This window comes from Moryella indoligenes (genome assembly GCF_030812885.1).
GTDB classification, from domain to species: domain Bacteria; phylum Bacillota; class Clostridia; order Lachnospirales; family Lachnospiraceae; genus Moryella; species Moryella indoligenes.
In genome coordinates this window covers 1-16,579 of record NZ_JAUSTO010000001.1, presented here as the reverse complement: position 1 = coordinate 16,579, position 16,579 = coordinate 1, and the positions used below count along the sequence as shown (strand labels likewise).

Genomic DNA, 16,579 nt, shown 5'->3' with positions numbered 1-16,579 from the left:
AGAGACAGGAGGCATACGTGGTCGAATTAGATAACATGAAATATACGCTCTCTACCTATCAGAAGCCCCTTCAGGAAGTGAAGGACTCTCTGGATCTCGAGAGCAAGGAAAAGCGCATCGCTGAGCTGGACCGCATGATGGAGGAGCCGGGGTTCTGGGACAATCCCGATGAATCCACCAAAATCGTGCGGGAGAACAAGAGCCTGAAGGATACCGTGGAGCGCTACCAGAAGCTTGCGGTGGGCTTCGAGGATATTGGCGGCATGATAGAGATGGGCAATGAGGAAAATGATCCGGATATGGTGCCGGAGATCCGGGAGATGCTGGATGAATTCATCTCTGAGCTGGATGCGCTGAAGGCGGAGACTCTGCTCACGGGTGAATATGACAGAAACAATGCCATCCTGCGTCTGAATGCAGGGGCGGGCGGCACGGAGTCGAGTGACTGGTGCTCCATGCTCTACCGCATGTATACCCGCTGGGCGGAGCGGCAGGGCTACTCCGTTGAGGTGCTGGATCTTCTTGACGGCGATGTTGCCGGAATCAAGTCCGTGACCATACAGATCAATGGAGAGAATGCTTATGGGAGACTCAGAAGCGAGCACGGCGTACACAGGCTGGTGCGCATCTCTCCCTTCAACGCGGCAGGAAAACGGCAGACCTCCTTTGTGTCCTGCGACATTATGCCGGAGCTCTCGAAGGATATCCATGTCGACATCAACCCCGATGATATTCGCGTGGACACCTATCGCTCCAGCGGCGCAGGTGGTCAGCACATCAATAAGACCTCCTCGGCCATCCGCATCACACACATTCCGACGGGCATTGTTGTCACCTGCCAGAATGAGCGCAGCCAGTTCCAGAATAAGGACAAGGCGATGCAGATGCTGGAGGCGAAGCTCTTCCTTCTGGAGCAGCAGCAGCAGGCGGAGAAGGCAGACGAGATCCGCGGTGCAGTGAAGGAGATCGGCTGGGGCAATCAGATCCGTTCCTATGTCCTTCAGCCCTACACCATGGTGAAGGATCATCGCAGCGGCTTCTCCACAGGAAATGTAGATGCTGTTCTGGATGGTGAGATTGATGATTTTATGACGGCCTATCTTACCTGGCAGAGCCTTGGCTGCCCGGATATGAAGGGCGCAGACAGCGCAGACTGATTACCGAACACCTTGATGAGGGCCCCCATGGGCCCTTGATTTTTTGAAAAACGCGTGATAGAATGCGCAGAGTAAAAACAAGTGTTTTCAAAGGACGTACACATGGAAGAGGAAGGTAAGTATTACGTAGTCCGTAAGAAGGCAATTCCGGAGGTTCTCCTGAAGGTTGTGGAGACAAAAAAGCTTCTGAATGCGGACCGAAGGATGACGGTGAAGGAGGCCACAGATCGGACCGGCATAAGCCGCAGCTCCTTTTATAAGTATAAGGAGGATATCTTTCCCTTCAGCGACAGTGCGAAGGGCAGGATGATCACCCTGTCCATTGAGATACTGGATGAGCCGGGTCTTCTGTCGGATCTGCTCGCAGTCGTGGCGCGCTTTCACGCAAATGTAATGACAATTCATCAGTCGATTCCGGTGAGTGGTCTCGCGTCTGTCTCACTCTCTATTGAGGTGCTGAAGGAGACAGGAAATCTCTCCAGGATGGTCGAGGAGATGGAGGCGATTGCAGGCGTGAAGGATGTAAAGATTTTGTCGAGGGAGTGATAGATCATGATAAAAGCAGCAATTATGGGGTGCGGAACCATAGGCTCCGGCGTCTATGAGGCGGTAGAGAGGAACCAGGAGGTGATACAGCGGGAGCTCGGGGAAGAGCTGCGCATTGCAAAAATTCTGGATCTCCGGAATTTTCCGGGGGAGCCCTTCGAGAAGCTGGTGGTACACGATTTTCAGGAACTCGTGTCGGATCCTGAGATCCGCATTGTGGTTGAGACCATGGGAGGAACAAAGCCTGCTTACGAGTTTGTGAAGGCCTGTCTCCTCGCGGGAAAGCAGGTGGTCACCAGCAACAAGGCTCTTGTCGCCGCGCACGGCACGGAGCTGCTTCAGATCGCACGGGAGAAGCAGATCAACTTTTTCTTTGAGGCGGCTGTCGGCGGAGGCATTCCGGTGATACGCAATCTGGGAAGCGGCTACGCGGGTCAGGTGATCACAGAGATTACCGGAATACTGAACGGCACCACAAACTACATTCTGACGCGTATGGAGAGAGAAGGCGCAGATTTTGCCGCGGTTCTCAGTGAGGCCCAGGAGCTGGGCTATGCGGAGCGGAACCCGGAGGCAGATATTGAGGGCTATGACAGCTGTCGTAAAATTGCCATTCTTGCCTCCATCATGACGGACAGAGAAGTGAATTTTGAGGAGGTCCATACTGAGGGAATCACGAAAATTGACAGCCTTGATTTCCGCTATGCGGCGAAACTTGGCGCTTCAATCAAGCTGGTCGGCTCTGCGCTTCGGGAGGCGGATGGCATTGCGGTTACAGTGTTTCCGCTGCTGATTGCGCAGGACAATCCGCTCTATTCTGTCAGCGGTGTCTATAATGGCATTTTGGTGAAGGGGAATCTGCTTGACACAACCATGCTCTATGGCAGCGGAGCAGGAATGCTCCCGACCGCGAGTGCGGTGCTTGCAGATATGCTGGAGGCAGCGAAGCATCCGGCGGAGAATCTTCTCTATGGCTGGCATGGAAAAGCGCTCTCACCAAAGCCTGTGGCAGAGAGCAGCCATCGCTATCTCGTCCGTTTTGCCGGAAACGCGGCAGAGCTTGGTGCGGAGGCGGCGGAGCGCTTTGGAAGGGCAGAGCTCATCGTTCTCGAGGGAACGGAAGAATTTGCCCTGCTCACACCGCGGATGAGAGAGCGGGAGTACCGCACAATCGCAGCAGGATTTTCCAATATTATCAGTATGATACGCGCAGAACTGGACTGAGGCTGCGTTTTGGAGGAACAGAAGTAGAGGAGTTGCATGACAGCAGAGACACATTCAGATGAGGAGACGGAGCGCTTTGCCGCGAAGCTGGCGGAGCGCACGGAGCCCGGGACCGTGATATGCCTTGACGGGGAGCTCGGAACGGGAAAGACTGTTTTTGCGCGGGGCTTTGCGCGGGGACTCGGGATCACAGAGCCGATAGTCAGTCCCACCTTCACCATACTGCATGGCTATGAGGGCGGAAGGCTGCCGCTCTGGCATTTCGATGTGTATCGCATCGAGGATCCGGATGAGATGTATGAGATCGGCTTTGAGGACTGTTTCTATGGAGAGGGCGTGAGCCTTGTGGAGTGGGCCTCGCTCATTTCAGAGCTGATTCCGAAGGATGCAGTACATGTGATACTTGAGAAGGATGCAGCGAGGGGCTTTGATTACCGTAAAATTACAGTGGAAGGGTTGGATTTCAGTCCTTTCGGGAGAGAGATGAGTCAGGGATGAAGATACTGGGGATTGAGAGCGCAGCGCTGACGGCATCTGTGGCGATTGTCACAGATGGTCTGCTCACCGCGGAATATACGCTGAATCATAAAAAGACACACTCGCAGACTTTGCTGCCCATGCTGGATGAAATTTCCAGAATGGCGGAGCTGGACAAAGGGGATATAGATGCAGTTGCAGTTTCGGCGGGACCGGGTTCCTTTACGGGGCTCCGCATCGGCGCTGCGACTGCAAAGGGGCTGGGGCTGGCGCTCGGTTGTCCGCTCGTCGCTGTGCCGACGACGGCAGCGCTGGCCTATAATTTATGGGGAAGTGAGGCCCTGCTCTGCCCGATTATGGACGCGCGGCGCAATCAGGTGTACAATGGGCTTTACCGGTGTTCGGAGCGGCTTAAGACCCTAGTGCCCGCACGGGCACTCTCCGTCACAGAGCTTCTTAAGGAGCTGAACCAGCGCGGGGAGCGAGTTATCTTTCTGGGAGATGGTGTGCCGGTGCTGCGTGAGAGTGCAGAAGCGACGCTTCAGATTCCATATTCCTTCGCACCGGCGCATATGAGCAGTCAGAGAGCTGCGAGTGTTGCAGCGCTGGGAGCAGAGCTCTTTCAGACGGGCGATGTTGTGGAGGCAGCCGCATTTTCGCCGGACTATCTGCGGCTCAGTCAGGCGGAGCGCGAGCGGGAGGAGGCGGTGCGCCTCTCTGCCGAGCGTGAGCTTGCCGCGGGAATTGCGCCGTCGAAGCTTGGAGAGAGAGGAAGATGAGCGGGATTACAGGGGCCGAGGCGTATTGCATCCGCCCCATGGAGGAAGAAGATGTTCCTGCTGTCACGCTTCTTGAGCGTGCGTGCTTTTCAGATGCGTGGTCAGAGCATCTTTTGCGGGAAATGCTCCGGAGCAGCTGGGACAGTGCGGCGGTTATGACTGCGGAGGACGGCACTCTGTTAGGCTATATCAATATTCGAGTGCTTGGAACAGAGGCGGAGCTCATGCGTATCTGCGTGCGGCCTGAGAGCCGTGGACAGAGGCTTTCTGTACCTCTTCTCCGGAGCGGATTGCGAGAGATGCTCTGCCGCGGCGCCTCTGAGGCGACACTTGAGGTGCGGAATGGAAATACTGCTGCCGTGCGTCTTTACGAGGCGCACGGTTTTGTGTTGGAGGGAGTTCGAAAAAATTATTACAGTGCGCCTGTGGAGGATGCGCTGATCTACTGGAACCGAACTCTCAGAGAGGTATTTAAGGACTGACCGGGCTGTGCTCAAGAAGGCTGCCGGCCCGGATTTTAAGAGGGAAAGGGTGCTGTATGCTTGATATCTGTCTGCTCGGAACCGGCGGAATGATGCCGCTTCCGTATCGCTGGCTCACCTCCATGATGGCGCGCTGTGAGGGATCCTCGCTTCTGATCGACTGCGGAGAGGGGACACAGATTGCGCTGAAGAAAAAGGGCTGGAGCCCGAAGCCCATAGATGTGATCTGCTTTACGCACTATCATGCGGATCATATCAGCGGTCTGCCAGGCCTGCTTCTTACTATGGGGAATGCGGAGCGAACGGAGCCTCTGCTCATGATAGGGCCAAAGGGACTGGAGCGCGTCGTCGCTGCGCTGCGCTGCATTGCGCCGGAGCTTCCGTTTCCCATTCACTTTCTGGAGCTGACAGAGCCGCGAGAACAGCACAGAATTGGCCCGTATCTGATCGATGCCTACCGCGTGAATCACAATGTTGTCTGCTACGGCTATGCCGTCACGATTCCGCGCACAGGGAAATTTGACGCGGAGCGCGCGAAGGCACAGAATATTCCCTTAAAGTTCTGGAATCCTCTGCAGAAGGGAAAGACTGTCACGGATGAAGGGCGAATCTACACACCGGATATGGTGCTTGGGGATGCACGGCGCGGGCTGAAGGTCAGCTACTGTACGGATACGAGGCCGGTTCCGGTGATCGCAGAGTATGCAAAGGACGCCGATCTCATGATATGCGAGGGCATGTACGGGGAACCGGAAAAGCTCAAAAAGGCGCGGGAGCATAAGCATATGACCATGTATGAGGCGGCGGAGCTCGCGAGACAGGCGCAGCCGAAGGAGCTCTGGCTCACGCATTACAGCCCGTCTCTGAACTATCCGGAGGAGTACATGGATGCGGTGAGGAAGATATTCCCGGCTGCGAAGGCAGCGCGGGACGGATGGACGCTGGAGCTCGGCTTTACGGACTGAGAACAGCCTGCAGAAATATTACGGTGAATACATGAAAGAAGAAAAAGATATCTGTATACTTGCAATTGAGAGCTCCTGCGATGAGACTGCGGCAGCAGTGGTAAAAAATGGCAGGGAGCCGCTCTCCAATATTATATATTCTCAGATTGAGACGCATACGCTCTATGGCGGTGTGGTTCCGGAGATTGCATCCAGAAAGCATATTGAGAAGATCAATCAGGTCGTGGAGGCGGCGCTTCGGGAGGCGGAAATGCAGCTCCCGGAGGTGGATGCAGTTGCGGTGACCTATGGGCCGGGACTCGTGGGGCCGCTGCTCATCGGTGTCTCTGCTGCAAAGGCGCTGGCCTGGGCCTCCGGGAAGCCACTGATAGGTGTCAACCATATCGAGGGGCATGTCTCTGCAAATTTTGTGGAGCACAGGGAATTGGAGCCCCCTTTTGTCTGTCTGATTGTCTCCGGAGGGCATACGCATCTTGTGGTTGTTGAGGACTACGGGAGCTTCCGCATACTTGGAAGGACGCGGGACGACGCGGCGGGCGAGGCCTTTGACAAGGTTGCGCGCAGTGTGGGGCTTGGTTATCCAGGCGGCCCGAAGATAGACAGGAAGGCGAGGGAGGGCAATCCGGATGCCATTGTTTTTCCGAAGGCCAGGGTCACGGACTCTCCCTACGATTTCAGCTTCAGCGGTCTGAAGAGCGCAGTGCTGAACTATCAGAATCACGCAAGGATGACAGGAGAGGAGATCAACACTGCAGATCTCGTCGCCTCGTTTCAGAAGGCAGTGGTTGATGTTCTGGTGGAGCACAGCATTTCGGCGGCAAAGGAGTGTGGCTTCCGTCAGCTTGCGATGGCGGGCGGAGTCGCTTCAAACACCGCGCTGCGCGAAGCCATGGGCCGGCGCTGTGCGGAAGAGGGACTGAAGCTCTACTATCCCTCGCCGGGGCTCTGCACGGACAACGCTGTGATGATAGGCGCAGCGGCTTATTATGAATATATGGCCGGACGGCGCAGCGGTCTTGATCTGAATGCTGTGCCGGGACTGAAGCTGGGAGAGCGCTGAAGAACGTTTCCGGAGGTGAACTATGAAAAAATGGGCCGGAATTATACTTGCAGGCGGGAGCGGGAGCCGCATGGGCAGCGCCACACCGAAGCAGTTTCTGGAGCTCGCCGGGCGCCCGCTGCTCTGGCATACGCTGCGGGCTTTTTCTGAAAGTCCCGTGGAGCAGCTTGTTCTGGTCGTGCCGGGGAAAAAGCACGGCATGGAGAGGGCTGGTCGTGTCTCAGGGGTAAGACCGGTGGAGATGGCAGATGCCGCAGAGAGCTATGTGGAGCGCTGTCGCAGAGAATATGTCGGGGAATGGGGCTTTGAGAAGATCGCTGCGGTTGTGGAGGGCGGAGCAGAGCGCTATGACTCGGTTTACGCGGGCTTGAATGCGCTGCGGGGCAGCGGCTGCGAAATTGTGGCGATTCACGACGGCGCGCGGCCGCTCATTACAGCGGAGCGCATCACCGCTTCCTGTGAGGCGGCGGAGATTTACGGGGCCTGTGTGCTTGCAGTGCCGGTGAAGGATACAATCAAGCGGGCGGACGAGGAGCTCTGCGCGGCGGAGACACTTCCGCGGAAGCAGCTCTGGGCCGTACAGACGCCGCAGAGCTTTCGCTATGAGCTCTGTCTCAGCGCTTATGACAGAATGATGCGAGACCCGGCGCTCTTAAGAGGCGTCACAGATGATGCCATGGTACTGGAGCGCTGCACAGATACCCGTGTGAAGCTTGTTATGGGAGATTATCAGAATCTGAAGGTCACGACGCCGGAGGATATGCTCGCGGCGGAGGTATATCTCAGGACGCGGAAAGAAAAAGGGATTTCTTAAAGCGGTTGACAGAAGCCGGTCTTTGCAGCTACAATAGACAGGAATTTTGGAGAGGTATCGAAGCGGTCATAACGAGGCGGTCTTGAAAACCGTTTGTCCTACGGGGCGCGTGGGTTCGAATCCCATCCTCTCCGCGAAGTTAGGTACGGGAATCGGCAAAGGCGCAAAGCTTTTCTGATTCCCGTGTTTTGTTTTGCAAAGGGGGGAGGATCCCCTGCTGCAGAGCCGGAGCTACAGCTTGATTGAAACACGGAGGAACGAAATGGCAAAGACACAGTATAATGCGGACAGTATCACGGTGCTGGAGGGACTGGAGGCGGTGCGGAAGCGCCCCGGAATGTATATCGGCGGCGTCGGTCAGAAGGCCCTGAACCACCTGATCTATGAGATCATGGATAACTCCGTGGATGAGCACCTCGCAGGGTACTGCGACTCGATCTGGATCACGCTGGAGCAGGACGGCTCCTGTACAGTGCGGGACAACGGGCGAGGCATCCCGGTGGAGCTGCACAGCAAGGGTGTATCCGCAGAGCGCGTGGTTATGACGACACTGCACGCGGGTGGAAAGTTCGATAACACCTCCTATAAGACCAGCGGCGGTCTGCATGGCGTCGGCTCCTCGGTTGTGAATGCGCTGTCGGAACGCATGACGCTGAATATCTCGCGGGACGGAAGCATTTACCGCGACAGCTATTCAAGAGGTATTCCTACGACAGAGCTTTTAAAGGGGCTGCTCCCGGTGGTCGGGAAGAGCAGGGTCAGCGGGACGGAGATCAATTTTATTCCGGATTCGGAGATTTTTGAGAAGACGCGCTTTAAGGCGGACTGGCTGAAGTCGCGTCTGCATGAGACCGCCTATCTGAATCCGGGGCTCAGCATTTATTATGAGAATCGGAGAGAGGGAGAGGCGGAGAGCGAGGTTTTTCACGAGCCGGAGGGGCTGATCGCGTATGTGCGCGCACTGAACAGCGGGGAGACGCCGATTCACGACCCGATTTATTTTAAGGGAAAGTTCGAGACCATGGAGCTCGAGTGCTGCATTCAGTTCGTGGATGCCTTTGAGGAGAAGATACTCGGCTTCTGCAATAACATCTATACGGTGGAGGGCGGAACGCATATTGCGGGTTTTAAGACGCGCTTCACGCAGCTTATCAACAGCTATGCGCGTGAGATTGGAATTCTCAGAGAGAAGGACAGCAATTTTACCGGCGCGGATACGAGGAACGGGATGACGGCGGTGCTTGCGATCAAGCATCCGGACCCGATTTTTGAGGGGCAGACGAAGACCAAGCTGGCGAGTGCGGACGCGACGCGGGCAGTATTTTCTGTTGCGGGAGATGAGCTGACGCGCTATTTTGATCGCAACCTGGAGACGGTGAAGGCTGTGATCGGATGTGCGGAGAAGTCTGCGAAGATACGGCGGGCGGAGGAGAAGGCCAGGACCAATATGCTGGTCAAGCCAAAATTTTCCTTTGACTCGAACGGGAAGCTCGCAAACTGCGAGTCACGTGATCCCTCAAAGTGCGAGATCTTTATCGTGGAGGGGGATTCCGCAGGCGGCTCTGCCAAGACGGCGAGGAACCGTCTGTATCAGGCAATCCTTCCGATCCGCGGAAAGATCCTGAATGTGGAGAAGGCCTCCATGGACAAGGTGCTTGCGAATGCGGAGATCAAGACGATGATCAATGCGTTTGGCTGCGGCTTCTCTGAAGGCTACGGAAATGACTTTGATATCTCAAAGCTTCGCTATGACAAGATCGTGCTGATGACGGATGCCGATGTGGACGGAAGCCATATTGACACCCTGCTGCTCACCTTCCTCTATCGCTTTATGCCGGAGCTGATTTACGATGGGCACGTGTATATCGCGATGCCGCCGCTCTATAAGGTCGTGCCGAAGCGCGGGGAGGGCGAATATATTTACGATGACAAGGCGCTGGAGCGCTATAGGAGGAAGCACGCGGAAGGGAGCTTCACCCTGCAGCGCTATAAGGGCCTCGGCGAGATGGATGCGGAGCAGCTCTGGGAGACGACGCTGAATCCGGAGAATCGTGTCCTGAAGCAGGTGGAGATAGAGGATGCGCGCCTTGCGAGTGAGGTGACAAAGCTCCTGATGGGCAGCGAGGTCGGTCCGCGCAGGGACTTCATTCACGACCATGCGGATGAAGCGGAGATCGATGCGTGACGCTGAGGCAAGGCCTCGCGGAAAATGCAGCTAAGAGGAGAGGGAGAAGATGGCTGAGACGATATTAAAAACTGAATATTCCGAGGAAATGCAGAAGAGCTACCTCGACTACTCTATGAGCGTCATTACTGCGAGAGCCATCCCGGACGCGCGGGACGGGCTGAAGCCTGTGCAGCGGCGCGTGCTCTATGATATGAGCGAACTGCATCTGAACCACGACAGACCGCACCGGAAATCGGCGCGTATCGTCGGCGATACCATGGGTAAGTATCACCCGCACGGAGATTCCTCGATCTATGACACGCTGGTGGTGATGAGTCAGGCCTTCAAGCGGGGCATGCCGCTGGTGGACGGACACGGAAATTTCGGTTCCATCGAGGGAGACAGCGCCGCGGCCATGCGATATACGGAGGCGAAGCTCCAGAAATTTGCGGAGGAGGTCTATTTGAAGGATCTCGATAAGACCGTAAATTTCATTCCAAACTACGATGAGACGGAGCGGGAGCCCGAGGTGCTGCCGGTTCGCGTGCCGAATCTGCTGGTAAATGGGGCAGAGGGAATTGCGGTCGGTATGTCGACCTCAATCCCGCCGCATAACCTCGGCGAGGTTTGCGATGCCTGCACGGCTTACATTCAAAACAGAAATATCACTGTGGACGAGCTGCTTCAGCTCATGCCCGGACCGGATTTCCCGACGGGGGGGATTGTTGCGAACCGGAAGGATCTTGCGCTGCTCTACAAGACGGGCGTGGGGAAGCTGAAGCTCCGGGGGCGCATGGAGATAGAGCTCGGAAAGCGGAGAGCAGACCGGGACAAGCTGGTTATTACAGAGATTCCCTATACCATGGTCGGCGCCGGAATTGATAAATTCCTCTGTGATGTGGCGGCTCTGGTAGAGGCAAAGAAGCTGCCGGAGGTCGTGGACATCTCCAATCAGTCCTCGAAGGACGGGATGCGAATTGTTCTGGAGCTGCGCCGCGATGCGGATGTGGAGAAGGTAAAAAACATACTCTATAAGAAGACGAAGCTGGAGGACAGCTTCGGTGTCAATATGCTTGCCATCTCACACGGGCGTCCGGAGACTCTGGATCTCAAGGGGATTCTGAAAAATTATCTTGAGTTTCAGTATGAAAATGCGACCAGAAAATATACGATACTGCTGGAGCGTGAGCGCGAGAGAAGCGAGGTGCAGGAGGGGCTGATCGAGGCCTGCAACTGCATAGATGTGATTATCGCGGTGCTGCGCGGCGCAAAGACACTCCAGGATGCAAAGGCCTGCCTGACACGCGGGGATATTACAAAAATTCATTTTCGTGATCCGGCCTATCTCCGCGACGCGATGAAGCTCAGCTTCACGGAGCGTCAGGCGCAGGCGATACTGGATATGCGGCTGTATAAGCTGATCGGCCTGGAGATCGATGCACTTCTGAAGGACCACAGGAACACGCTGAAGAATATTGAAAATTATCAGCGCTATCTCGGAAGCAGGGAACAGATGGATGCGCTCTTCATCGCAGATCTTGCGGCGATTAAAAGAGAGTATGCGACGGAGCGCCGCACTGCGCTGGAGGATGGCAGGGAGGCGGTCTATGTAGAGGCGGCTCCTGCAGAGGAGGAGCTTATCTTTGTGATGGATCGCTTCGGCTACTGCAAGACGCTGGATCGCGGAAGCTATGACAGGAACCGGGAGAGCGTGGAACAGGAGTACCGCACAGTTGTCCCGGTGATGAACACCTCGCGCCTTCTGGTATTTACCGATTCCGGGCAGATGCACCAGGTTAAGGCGGCAGATGTCCCCGCGGGGAAGCTGAAGGACAAGGGAACGCCGATTGACAATCTGAGTAAATTCGACGGACAGCGGGAGGCGATACTGCTGATCACGACGCCGGAGGAGATCAGCGGAAAGAAGCTTTTCTTTGCGACGAAGCAGGGATATCTGAAGCAGGTAGCGGCAGAGGAATTCGAGACGGTGAATAAGACGGTTGTCTCGACCAGGCTGGCAGAGGGAGACAGCCTCTGTGCGGTGCGGGTGATTGCTGATTCGCAGAGCGATATCGTGCTGATCAGTGATATGGACTTTACGCTGCGGTTTGCGCTGGAGGAGGTGTCAGAGCTCAAGAAGAATTCCAGGGGCGTGCGGGGGATGAAGCTCGGCGCGACAGACTGTATAGCGGCAGTGCATTTCCTGAGCGAGGAGAGCACGGTTGATTTCCGCGGAAGAAGCATCAGCCTGAATCGCCTGAAGCAGGCCCACCGGGACGGGAAGGGAACGAAGATCAAGAAATAATTTTGACCGGGAGAAGGATGTGCTATAATCAAATCCTAGGGTTATAGGAGAGATCTTGGCAGAATTCAAGTGGAGGGGTTGAGATGAAACGTTTTAAAAAACTGCTTTCTTCTATTCTGGCGGTGCTGCTTCTGGTTACAGGTTTTACTGTGCCGGGAGGAGAAACTGTACATGCGGCGGGAGAACTCAGGTTTACAAAAGCAGAGGTATGGAAAACAGAGGGCGGCAACTACACAAAGCTGGCGGATCTGCTGAAGGGTGAAGTTCCAAAGCTTAAGGTGGGAGAGACCTATGCGCTGGAGATCATTTATGAAATCCCGCAGGAGCTCCAGTATCAGCCCAGTTATTTTTCTCTGACGCTTGGGAATGGTCTTTACTTTACGAGTCTTCCGGGGGCAAAATTTGAGGAGGGGCCAATCGAGGCGACAGGCTATGAGGAACTCACCAAGACGCCAAGCGGTACGGGAACTGCGCCTTATGGCTATCCCGATGCCTATATTAACAGTGCAGATAAAGTGAATGCGAATAAAAAGAGAAGTGGTGAACTGATTCTTAAGACAAAGAATGGAATGGTCAGCGCGTCCTCCAATAGGCAGATCTATTTTGCCGTCGATGAGGCGTTCATCAATGAGGATCCCAATCAGAAAATGGCAGATGCTTTCAGGCTGAGTCTTCGCAGGACAAAGGATGGGGCGGATATTGACACCAGAAGCTATGCTGTGACTGCGGCAGACGCCTACAGCTATGGCTTCTGGACAGAGAAGGGAAATGAGGTTGTCTCAAAAGGCGGAACGACGAAAGAAATTCAGGCCGGGACCTCCTTTTCTGCGGCATGGAGCAAGGTCTCCGACCGTGTGCTCACTGAGAAAGACAGTAAGACGACCGTGCAGCTGGTCTATCCGAGTGATATAGAGCTGATTTCTTTGGAGGAGACTGCTGTCTATCACACTGCGGGACGTATTGTCAGAACAGAGGACGACGGCCGGAATAAAACGACAACCTTTGAGTGGGATGAACCGGGTTCCTATAGCGGAGGCTATCGCTTTTTCCCGAAGCTTAAGGTTCCGGCTGACAGCCCGAGGGAAAACCTTACAAGCTTTCAGGTCACCCTTAAGAATCTGACCAAAACAGTATGGAACGATACACCGGACAAAAACAGAAGTTCACAGAATAGCAGTGCGACCATGAACGTACTGATCTATGACGGTCAGGATCCGGAGCTGCTTGCCTTTCACGATCTGGTAGACTACGCACCGGACTGGGCCTATAAGAAGTATGAAAGCTACAATGTGCGGCTGGGGGCGATGCTTGTCAAAAACAGACTTGCGATACCGACAAAGAAAAAGATGCTGGAGCTTTCGATTGATGAGACAGATACAGCTATTATCAGAGGAGTCACGATTCCGTATAAAGAGGGCATGCAGTATAGTGACATCGAGTGGACAGCTTCTGACGGAACACACGGAATAGCTCCGGCAAGCGTTCTGAAGACATCGAATCAGGTGTCGGCACTGATTACCAATACCGCACTGGGACTTGGGAGGGATGTTTCCATTAAGTCCATCAGGCTGAATATAGGGGAATTGCCTGCGAACTACGATGGGATACAGCCGATGGCCGACATTCTGGACAGCTGGGATCCGAAGAATACATATGTCAGCGGTGAGTTCTATGGCTGGAATCGTATTTCCTGCGGCGTCTATGGAAGCTGGAAGAAGGGCAGCAAGGAGGATGTGAAGAGCACGGTGAAGTTTTATACGGAGGGAGATACTCCGGATGAGACCACCACACATGTGATAACCGGAAGATACAGCGCGCCGAGAGTGCTGAACGGAGTAGGGGAAATTGACAGGACACAGGTGCTCGGAGGCGAGAGCTTTCATATATCCGGAAGACTGAATGATGCAAACTGGGACTGGAATCCCCTGCAGGAGCCGGTGCTCTACATGATTATGCCGGATGGCTTCTCCTATGAGAATCTGACGGTCAGCAATGCAGCTCTCGGAGCGCCTGAGAAGATAGGCGATTTTCAGTATGATTTCAGGGGTGACGGCAAGCTGAGAAAGGTAGAGGTCTGGAAGTACATGCTTGATATTGGTCAGGAGACCCGCGGCCAGTATCAGCCGGATTTCACCAATAAAGATATCCTGATAAGCTTTGATGTAAAGACAAATAAGCGCGCAGCTGTGGGCACCTATCATATCAATGACTTTATGGGCTTTACCACAAAGGATTTCAAGGAAATTGAGGCGGTCAATAAGCCGATGAAGTGGGATCGTGCAAACTGGATCACCCTAGAGCGCTATACAGCTGCTTTTGGCAACAGGGTGAACAGCGGAAATGCACTGGTTTCACTTGCAGAACGGCCGGGTATTGCGGTAAAGCAGGCCTATGCCATCAGCGCAGATTCGGTGCTGACTGTGCCGAAGCCTGACGGAGGAAGCCTGGTATATCGTTATGATCCGCAGAGCGAGGAGACAAAGAAGAATACGACAGCGGTATTATCCAGAGGCGATACAGCCTCTTTGGATATATCCGTTACGAACACCACGGAGGAAGTGATTGATCACGCAACGCTCTTTGTCCCGCTGCTCACAAAGGAACTGGATCTCGGAGCGGGCTTTATGCCGGAGGGCGCCAATCATCTGCCGCTGGAGCTGCTGGGGGCGGAGGCGTCTCCAAACTTTACCCTGCATTATATCCGTGTGAAGGATGGACAGAGCTACGGGGTTGATCAGTCGCCGCAGCCCGGGGAATATGACGAGGTGGATGCCGCGGATGCCAATATGATCATGATGGTTTCAAAAGTGGCGCTCGGCAAGGGAGACGGCGGCAGTGTATCTGTGAAATATAAGGTAAATCCTGCGCTGAGCTCCGCCTTCAGCGGAATGAGGGATGTTATTCGCCCGGCTCTTGATTTCGATATCAATGATAATCGCTCAATTCAGAGCCTGAAAACTGCTGCAGTCAGCTTTTTTGCTCAGCCCGCCGGTGTGCTGAGTTTGAAACTTCTCCTTTCCGGAACAGGAGCAGAGGCAGACCGGCAGTCTGGCAGGAGATTTAAGTTCCGCGTGTGGCTGGATCGGAAAATGCCGGGAGGCGCAGTTCTTACGAAAGATGGAGAAGGGCTGGAGCTTGAATTTAAAAAGGCTGCCGGAGAGAAGCCGCAGAGCTCACATAATGCGGCATACAAGTATTATGCAGATGTGGAGCTTTCCGATGGTGAGGCGCTCAGCATTTCGGGGATCCCGGCAGGCAATCATTACCTCATCGAAGAATTAAGAGAGAGCTGCGAGGGCTATGAAGTGCTTTCCTTTGAAGAAGAGGGAGCTATGGAAGCCAACCGCTCGTTCTATGCGCTGTTTGCAAACCGCAGGGACAAAACGACCGGAGTGTTTGTGAGAAAGAACTGGAGTGGGGATGAAAACGCGACGGATCGGCGTCCGAATTCCATTCATCTGGTTCTGGTGCCGGAGCTTGTTAAAAAAGATGGAACAGTCGTAAAAGTGCTCAGAGATGAGATTCGTTCTGTCGACATAGAACCAGATGAACAGGGCTTCTGGTACTATGACGGCTGGGATGGACTGCCGACGATTGCCAGCCTTTCAAATGCGTCCGGAAATAATGTGAATAAGTTGGCGAGGGAACAGTTTAAGAGGAGCGCGGCAGATGCCTCGGCCTCCGAGGCAGCCTCTCTCGCAGACGCATCACCTTCAGCAGCGCTGATCGACGATGATGGAACACTGCTTGACGGTGCTGTGCTGAATGATATCTGGAATCACGTCACGGAACAGATCGGTAAAGCGCTTGACCGGGCAGCGGATATGGCGCTTGGAGCCCTTTTTGGCCGAGATGAAGAGTATCATCTTGTGTGGAAAGTCCAGGAGAGCATGTATGCAGGGGAACGCTACACTGCAAGCTATGAGGTTCGTGAAAATGGTGCGGTTGTAGAGATAACGAATCACTATAAGCCGGAGACGCCGGACAAGCCGGATAAGCCGGATAAGCCGATAACACCGAATGTTCCGGATAAACCGGCAACACCGAGTATTCCGGATAAGCCGAACACCCCAAGCAATGGCGCTCCATCAGGTAGTGGAACAACTTCGAAAGGAACGGGCGGAAGCCGGATTTCTGCGAAACAGACAGTCAGACCGGAAGCGGTGATCTCCGCAGCCGATCCTATACAGCCGCCGGCAGAGAGTGCGCCGTTACGGCGAACAGAATCACTCCCGAAGACTGGCGAGACAGTTGTCTTTGCCGGAATGTTTACTACCCTTTTGGCAGGTCTGCTGGTGCTGTTCATTATGGGCAGAAGAGAAAAGCAGTAAAAGGGGCGAGATGTTTTATATGTCGCCGTGCCAAGCACATATATAAAGTGGATACAGCTGAAGCAGACATTCCGATCAGAGTGTCTGCTTCAGCTGTACCGCTGTATCAGCGGTCAGAAGATAAAAGATACAACTGATAAAAATTAAAACTTTTAGTTTTTTAACTTTTTAACTTTTTCTAGATTGCAAGATCAAGTAGGACAGTCTGAAATAATTCCTCCGGCGAACTGTAGTGAAAGGACTTTCGGGGGAGTTGATTGATCCAGTTCTGT

At 54.4% G+C, this 16,579-nt stretch carries 12 protein-coding genes and 1 tRNA gene; all 13 read left to right on the top strand.

Annotation, left to right across the window (positions count from 1 at the left end):
• Window positions 1-17 precede the first annotated feature (17 nt).
• A complete protein-coding gene (gene prfB, locus J2S20_RS00065; RefSeq protein ID WP_106612351.1) occupies window positions 18-1,157 on the top strand; it encodes a peptide chain release factor 2 in 1,140 nt (379 codons plus the stop codon).
• 102 nt (window positions 1,158-1,259) lie between these two features.
• Window positions 1,260-1,703 (top strand): ACT domain-containing protein, encoded by a 444-nt coding sequence (locus J2S20_RS00060; protein WP_106612350.1) that lies wholly within the window; start codon window positions 1,260-1,262, stop codon window positions 1,701-1,703.
• A gap of 6 nt (window positions 1,704-1,709) precedes the next feature.
• Complete coding sequence (locus J2S20_RS00055) at window positions 1,710-2,927, top strand: homoserine dehydrogenase (protein WP_307251724.1); 1,218 nt, start codon at window positions 1,710-1,712, stop codon at window positions 2,925-2,927.
• A 36-nt stretch (window positions 2,928-2,963) separates the two neighbouring features.
• On the top strand, window positions 2,964-3,425 hold the full coding sequence (tsaE, locus tag J2S20_RS00050) for a tRNA (adenosine(37)-N6)-threonylcarbamoyltransferase complex ATPase subunit type 1 TsaE (RefSeq protein WP_106612348.1): 462 nt from the start codon (window positions 2,964-2,966) through the stop codon (window positions 3,423-3,425).
• The gene (tsaB, locus tag J2S20_RS00045; protein ID WP_307251722.1) at window positions 3,422-4,183 is read left to right on the top strand and encodes a tRNA (adenosine(37)-N6)-threonylcarbamoyltransferase complex dimerization subunit type 1 TsaB; all 762 of its coding nucleotides are present in this window, start codon (window positions 3,422-3,424) and stop codon (window positions 4,181-4,183) included. Before tsaE ends, tsaB begins: the two co-directional genes overlap by 4 nt.
• Complete coding sequence (gene rimI / locus J2S20_RS00040) at window positions 4,180-4,665, top strand: ribosomal protein S18-alanine N-acetyltransferase (RefSeq protein ID WP_307251719.1); 486 nt, start codon at window positions 4,180-4,182, stop codon at window positions 4,663-4,665. The genes tsaB and rimI overlap by 4 nt, the downstream gene beginning before the upstream one ends.
• 56 nt (window positions 4,666-4,721) lie before the next feature.
• Window positions 4,722-5,630 (top strand): ribonuclease Z, encoded by a 909-nt coding sequence (locus tag J2S20_RS00035; protein ID WP_106612345.1) that lies wholly within the window; start codon window positions 4,722-4,724, stop codon window positions 5,628-5,630.
• Window positions 5,631-5,661: 31 nt separating this feature from the next.
• Window positions 5,662-6,690 (top strand): tRNA (adenosine(37)-N6)-threonylcarbamoyltransferase complex transferase subunit TsaD, encoded by a 1,029-nt coding sequence (gene tsaD, locus J2S20_RS00030; RefSeq protein ID WP_106612344.1) that lies wholly within the window; start codon window positions 5,662-5,664, stop codon window positions 6,688-6,690.
• A gap of 22 nt (window positions 6,691-6,712) precedes the next feature.
• Entirely contained in the window at window positions 6,713-7,504 is a 792-nt protein-coding gene (ispD, locus tag J2S20_RS00025; protein WP_307251712.1) for a 2-C-methyl-D-erythritol 4-phosphate cytidylyltransferase, read from the top strand.
• A 48-nt stretch (window positions 7,505-7,552) separates the two neighbouring features.
• Window positions 7,553-7,638, top strand: a tRNA-Ser gene (locus J2S20_RS00020).
• Between the two features lie 128 nt (window positions 7,639-7,766).
• The gene (locus tag J2S20_RS00015; protein ID WP_307251710.1) at window positions 7,767-9,689 is read left to right on the top strand and encodes a DNA gyrase/topoisomerase IV subunit B; all 1,923 of its coding nucleotides are present in this window, start codon (window positions 7,767-7,769) and stop codon (window positions 9,687-9,689) included.
• Window positions 9,690-9,738: 49 nt separating this feature from the next.
• Entirely contained in the window at window positions 9,739-11,976 is a 2,238-nt protein-coding gene (locus tag J2S20_RS00010) for a DNA gyrase/topoisomerase IV subunit A (protein ID WP_307251708.1), read from the top strand.
• Window positions 11,977-12,059: 83 nt separating this feature from the next.
• Window positions 12,060-16,307, top strand: a complete 4,248-nt coding sequence (locus tag J2S20_RS00005; RefSeq protein ID WP_307251705.1) for a DUF7601 domain-containing protein — start codon at window positions 12,060-12,062, stop codon at window positions 16,305-16,307.
• Window positions 16,308-16,579 lie beyond the last annotated feature (272 nt).

Bases quoted from the DNA above. Each gene is read 5' to 3' on its own strand.
- J2S20_RS00060 (WP_106612350.1), top strand. From the start codon at position 1,260: ATGGAAGAGGAAGGTAAGTATTACGTAGTCCGTAAGAAGGCAATTCCG.
- J2S20_RS00055 (WP_307251724.1), top strand. From the start codon at position 1,710: ATGATAAAAGCAGCAATTATGGGGTGCGGAACCATAGGCTCCGGCGTC.
- tsaD (WP_106612344.1), top strand. From the start codon at position 5,662: ATGAAAGAAGAAAAAGATATCTGTATACTTGCAATTGAGAGCTCCTGC.
- J2S20_RS00005 (WP_307251705.1), top strand. From the start codon at position 12,060: ATGAAACGTTTTAAAAAACTGCTTTCTTCTATTCTGGCGGTGCTGCTT.
- tsaB (WP_307251722.1), top strand. From the start codon at position 3,422: ATGAAGATACTGGGGATTGAGAGCGCAGCGCTGACGGCATCTGTGGCG.
- ispD (WP_307251712.1), top strand. From the start codon at position 6,713: ATGAAAAAATGGGCCGGAATTATACTTGCAGGCGGGAGCGGGAGCCGC.
- rimI (WP_307251719.1), top strand. From the start codon at position 4,180: ATGAGCGGGATTACAGGGGCCGAGGCGTATTGCATCCGCCCCATGGAG.
- J2S20_RS00015 (WP_307251710.1), top strand. From the start codon at position 7,767: ATGGCAAAGACACAGTATAATGCGGACAGTATCACGGTGCTGGAGGGA.
- J2S20_RS00035 (WP_106612345.1), top strand. From the start codon at position 4,722: ATGCTTGATATCTGTCTGCTCGGAACCGGCGGAATGATGCCGCTTCCG.
- J2S20_RS00010 (WP_307251708.1), top strand. From the start codon at position 9,739: ATGGCTGAGACGATATTAAAAACTGAATATTCCGAGGAAATGCAGAAG.
- tsaE (WP_106612348.1), top strand. From the start codon at position 2,964: ATGACAGCAGAGACACATTCAGATGAGGAGACGGAGCGCTTTGCCGCG.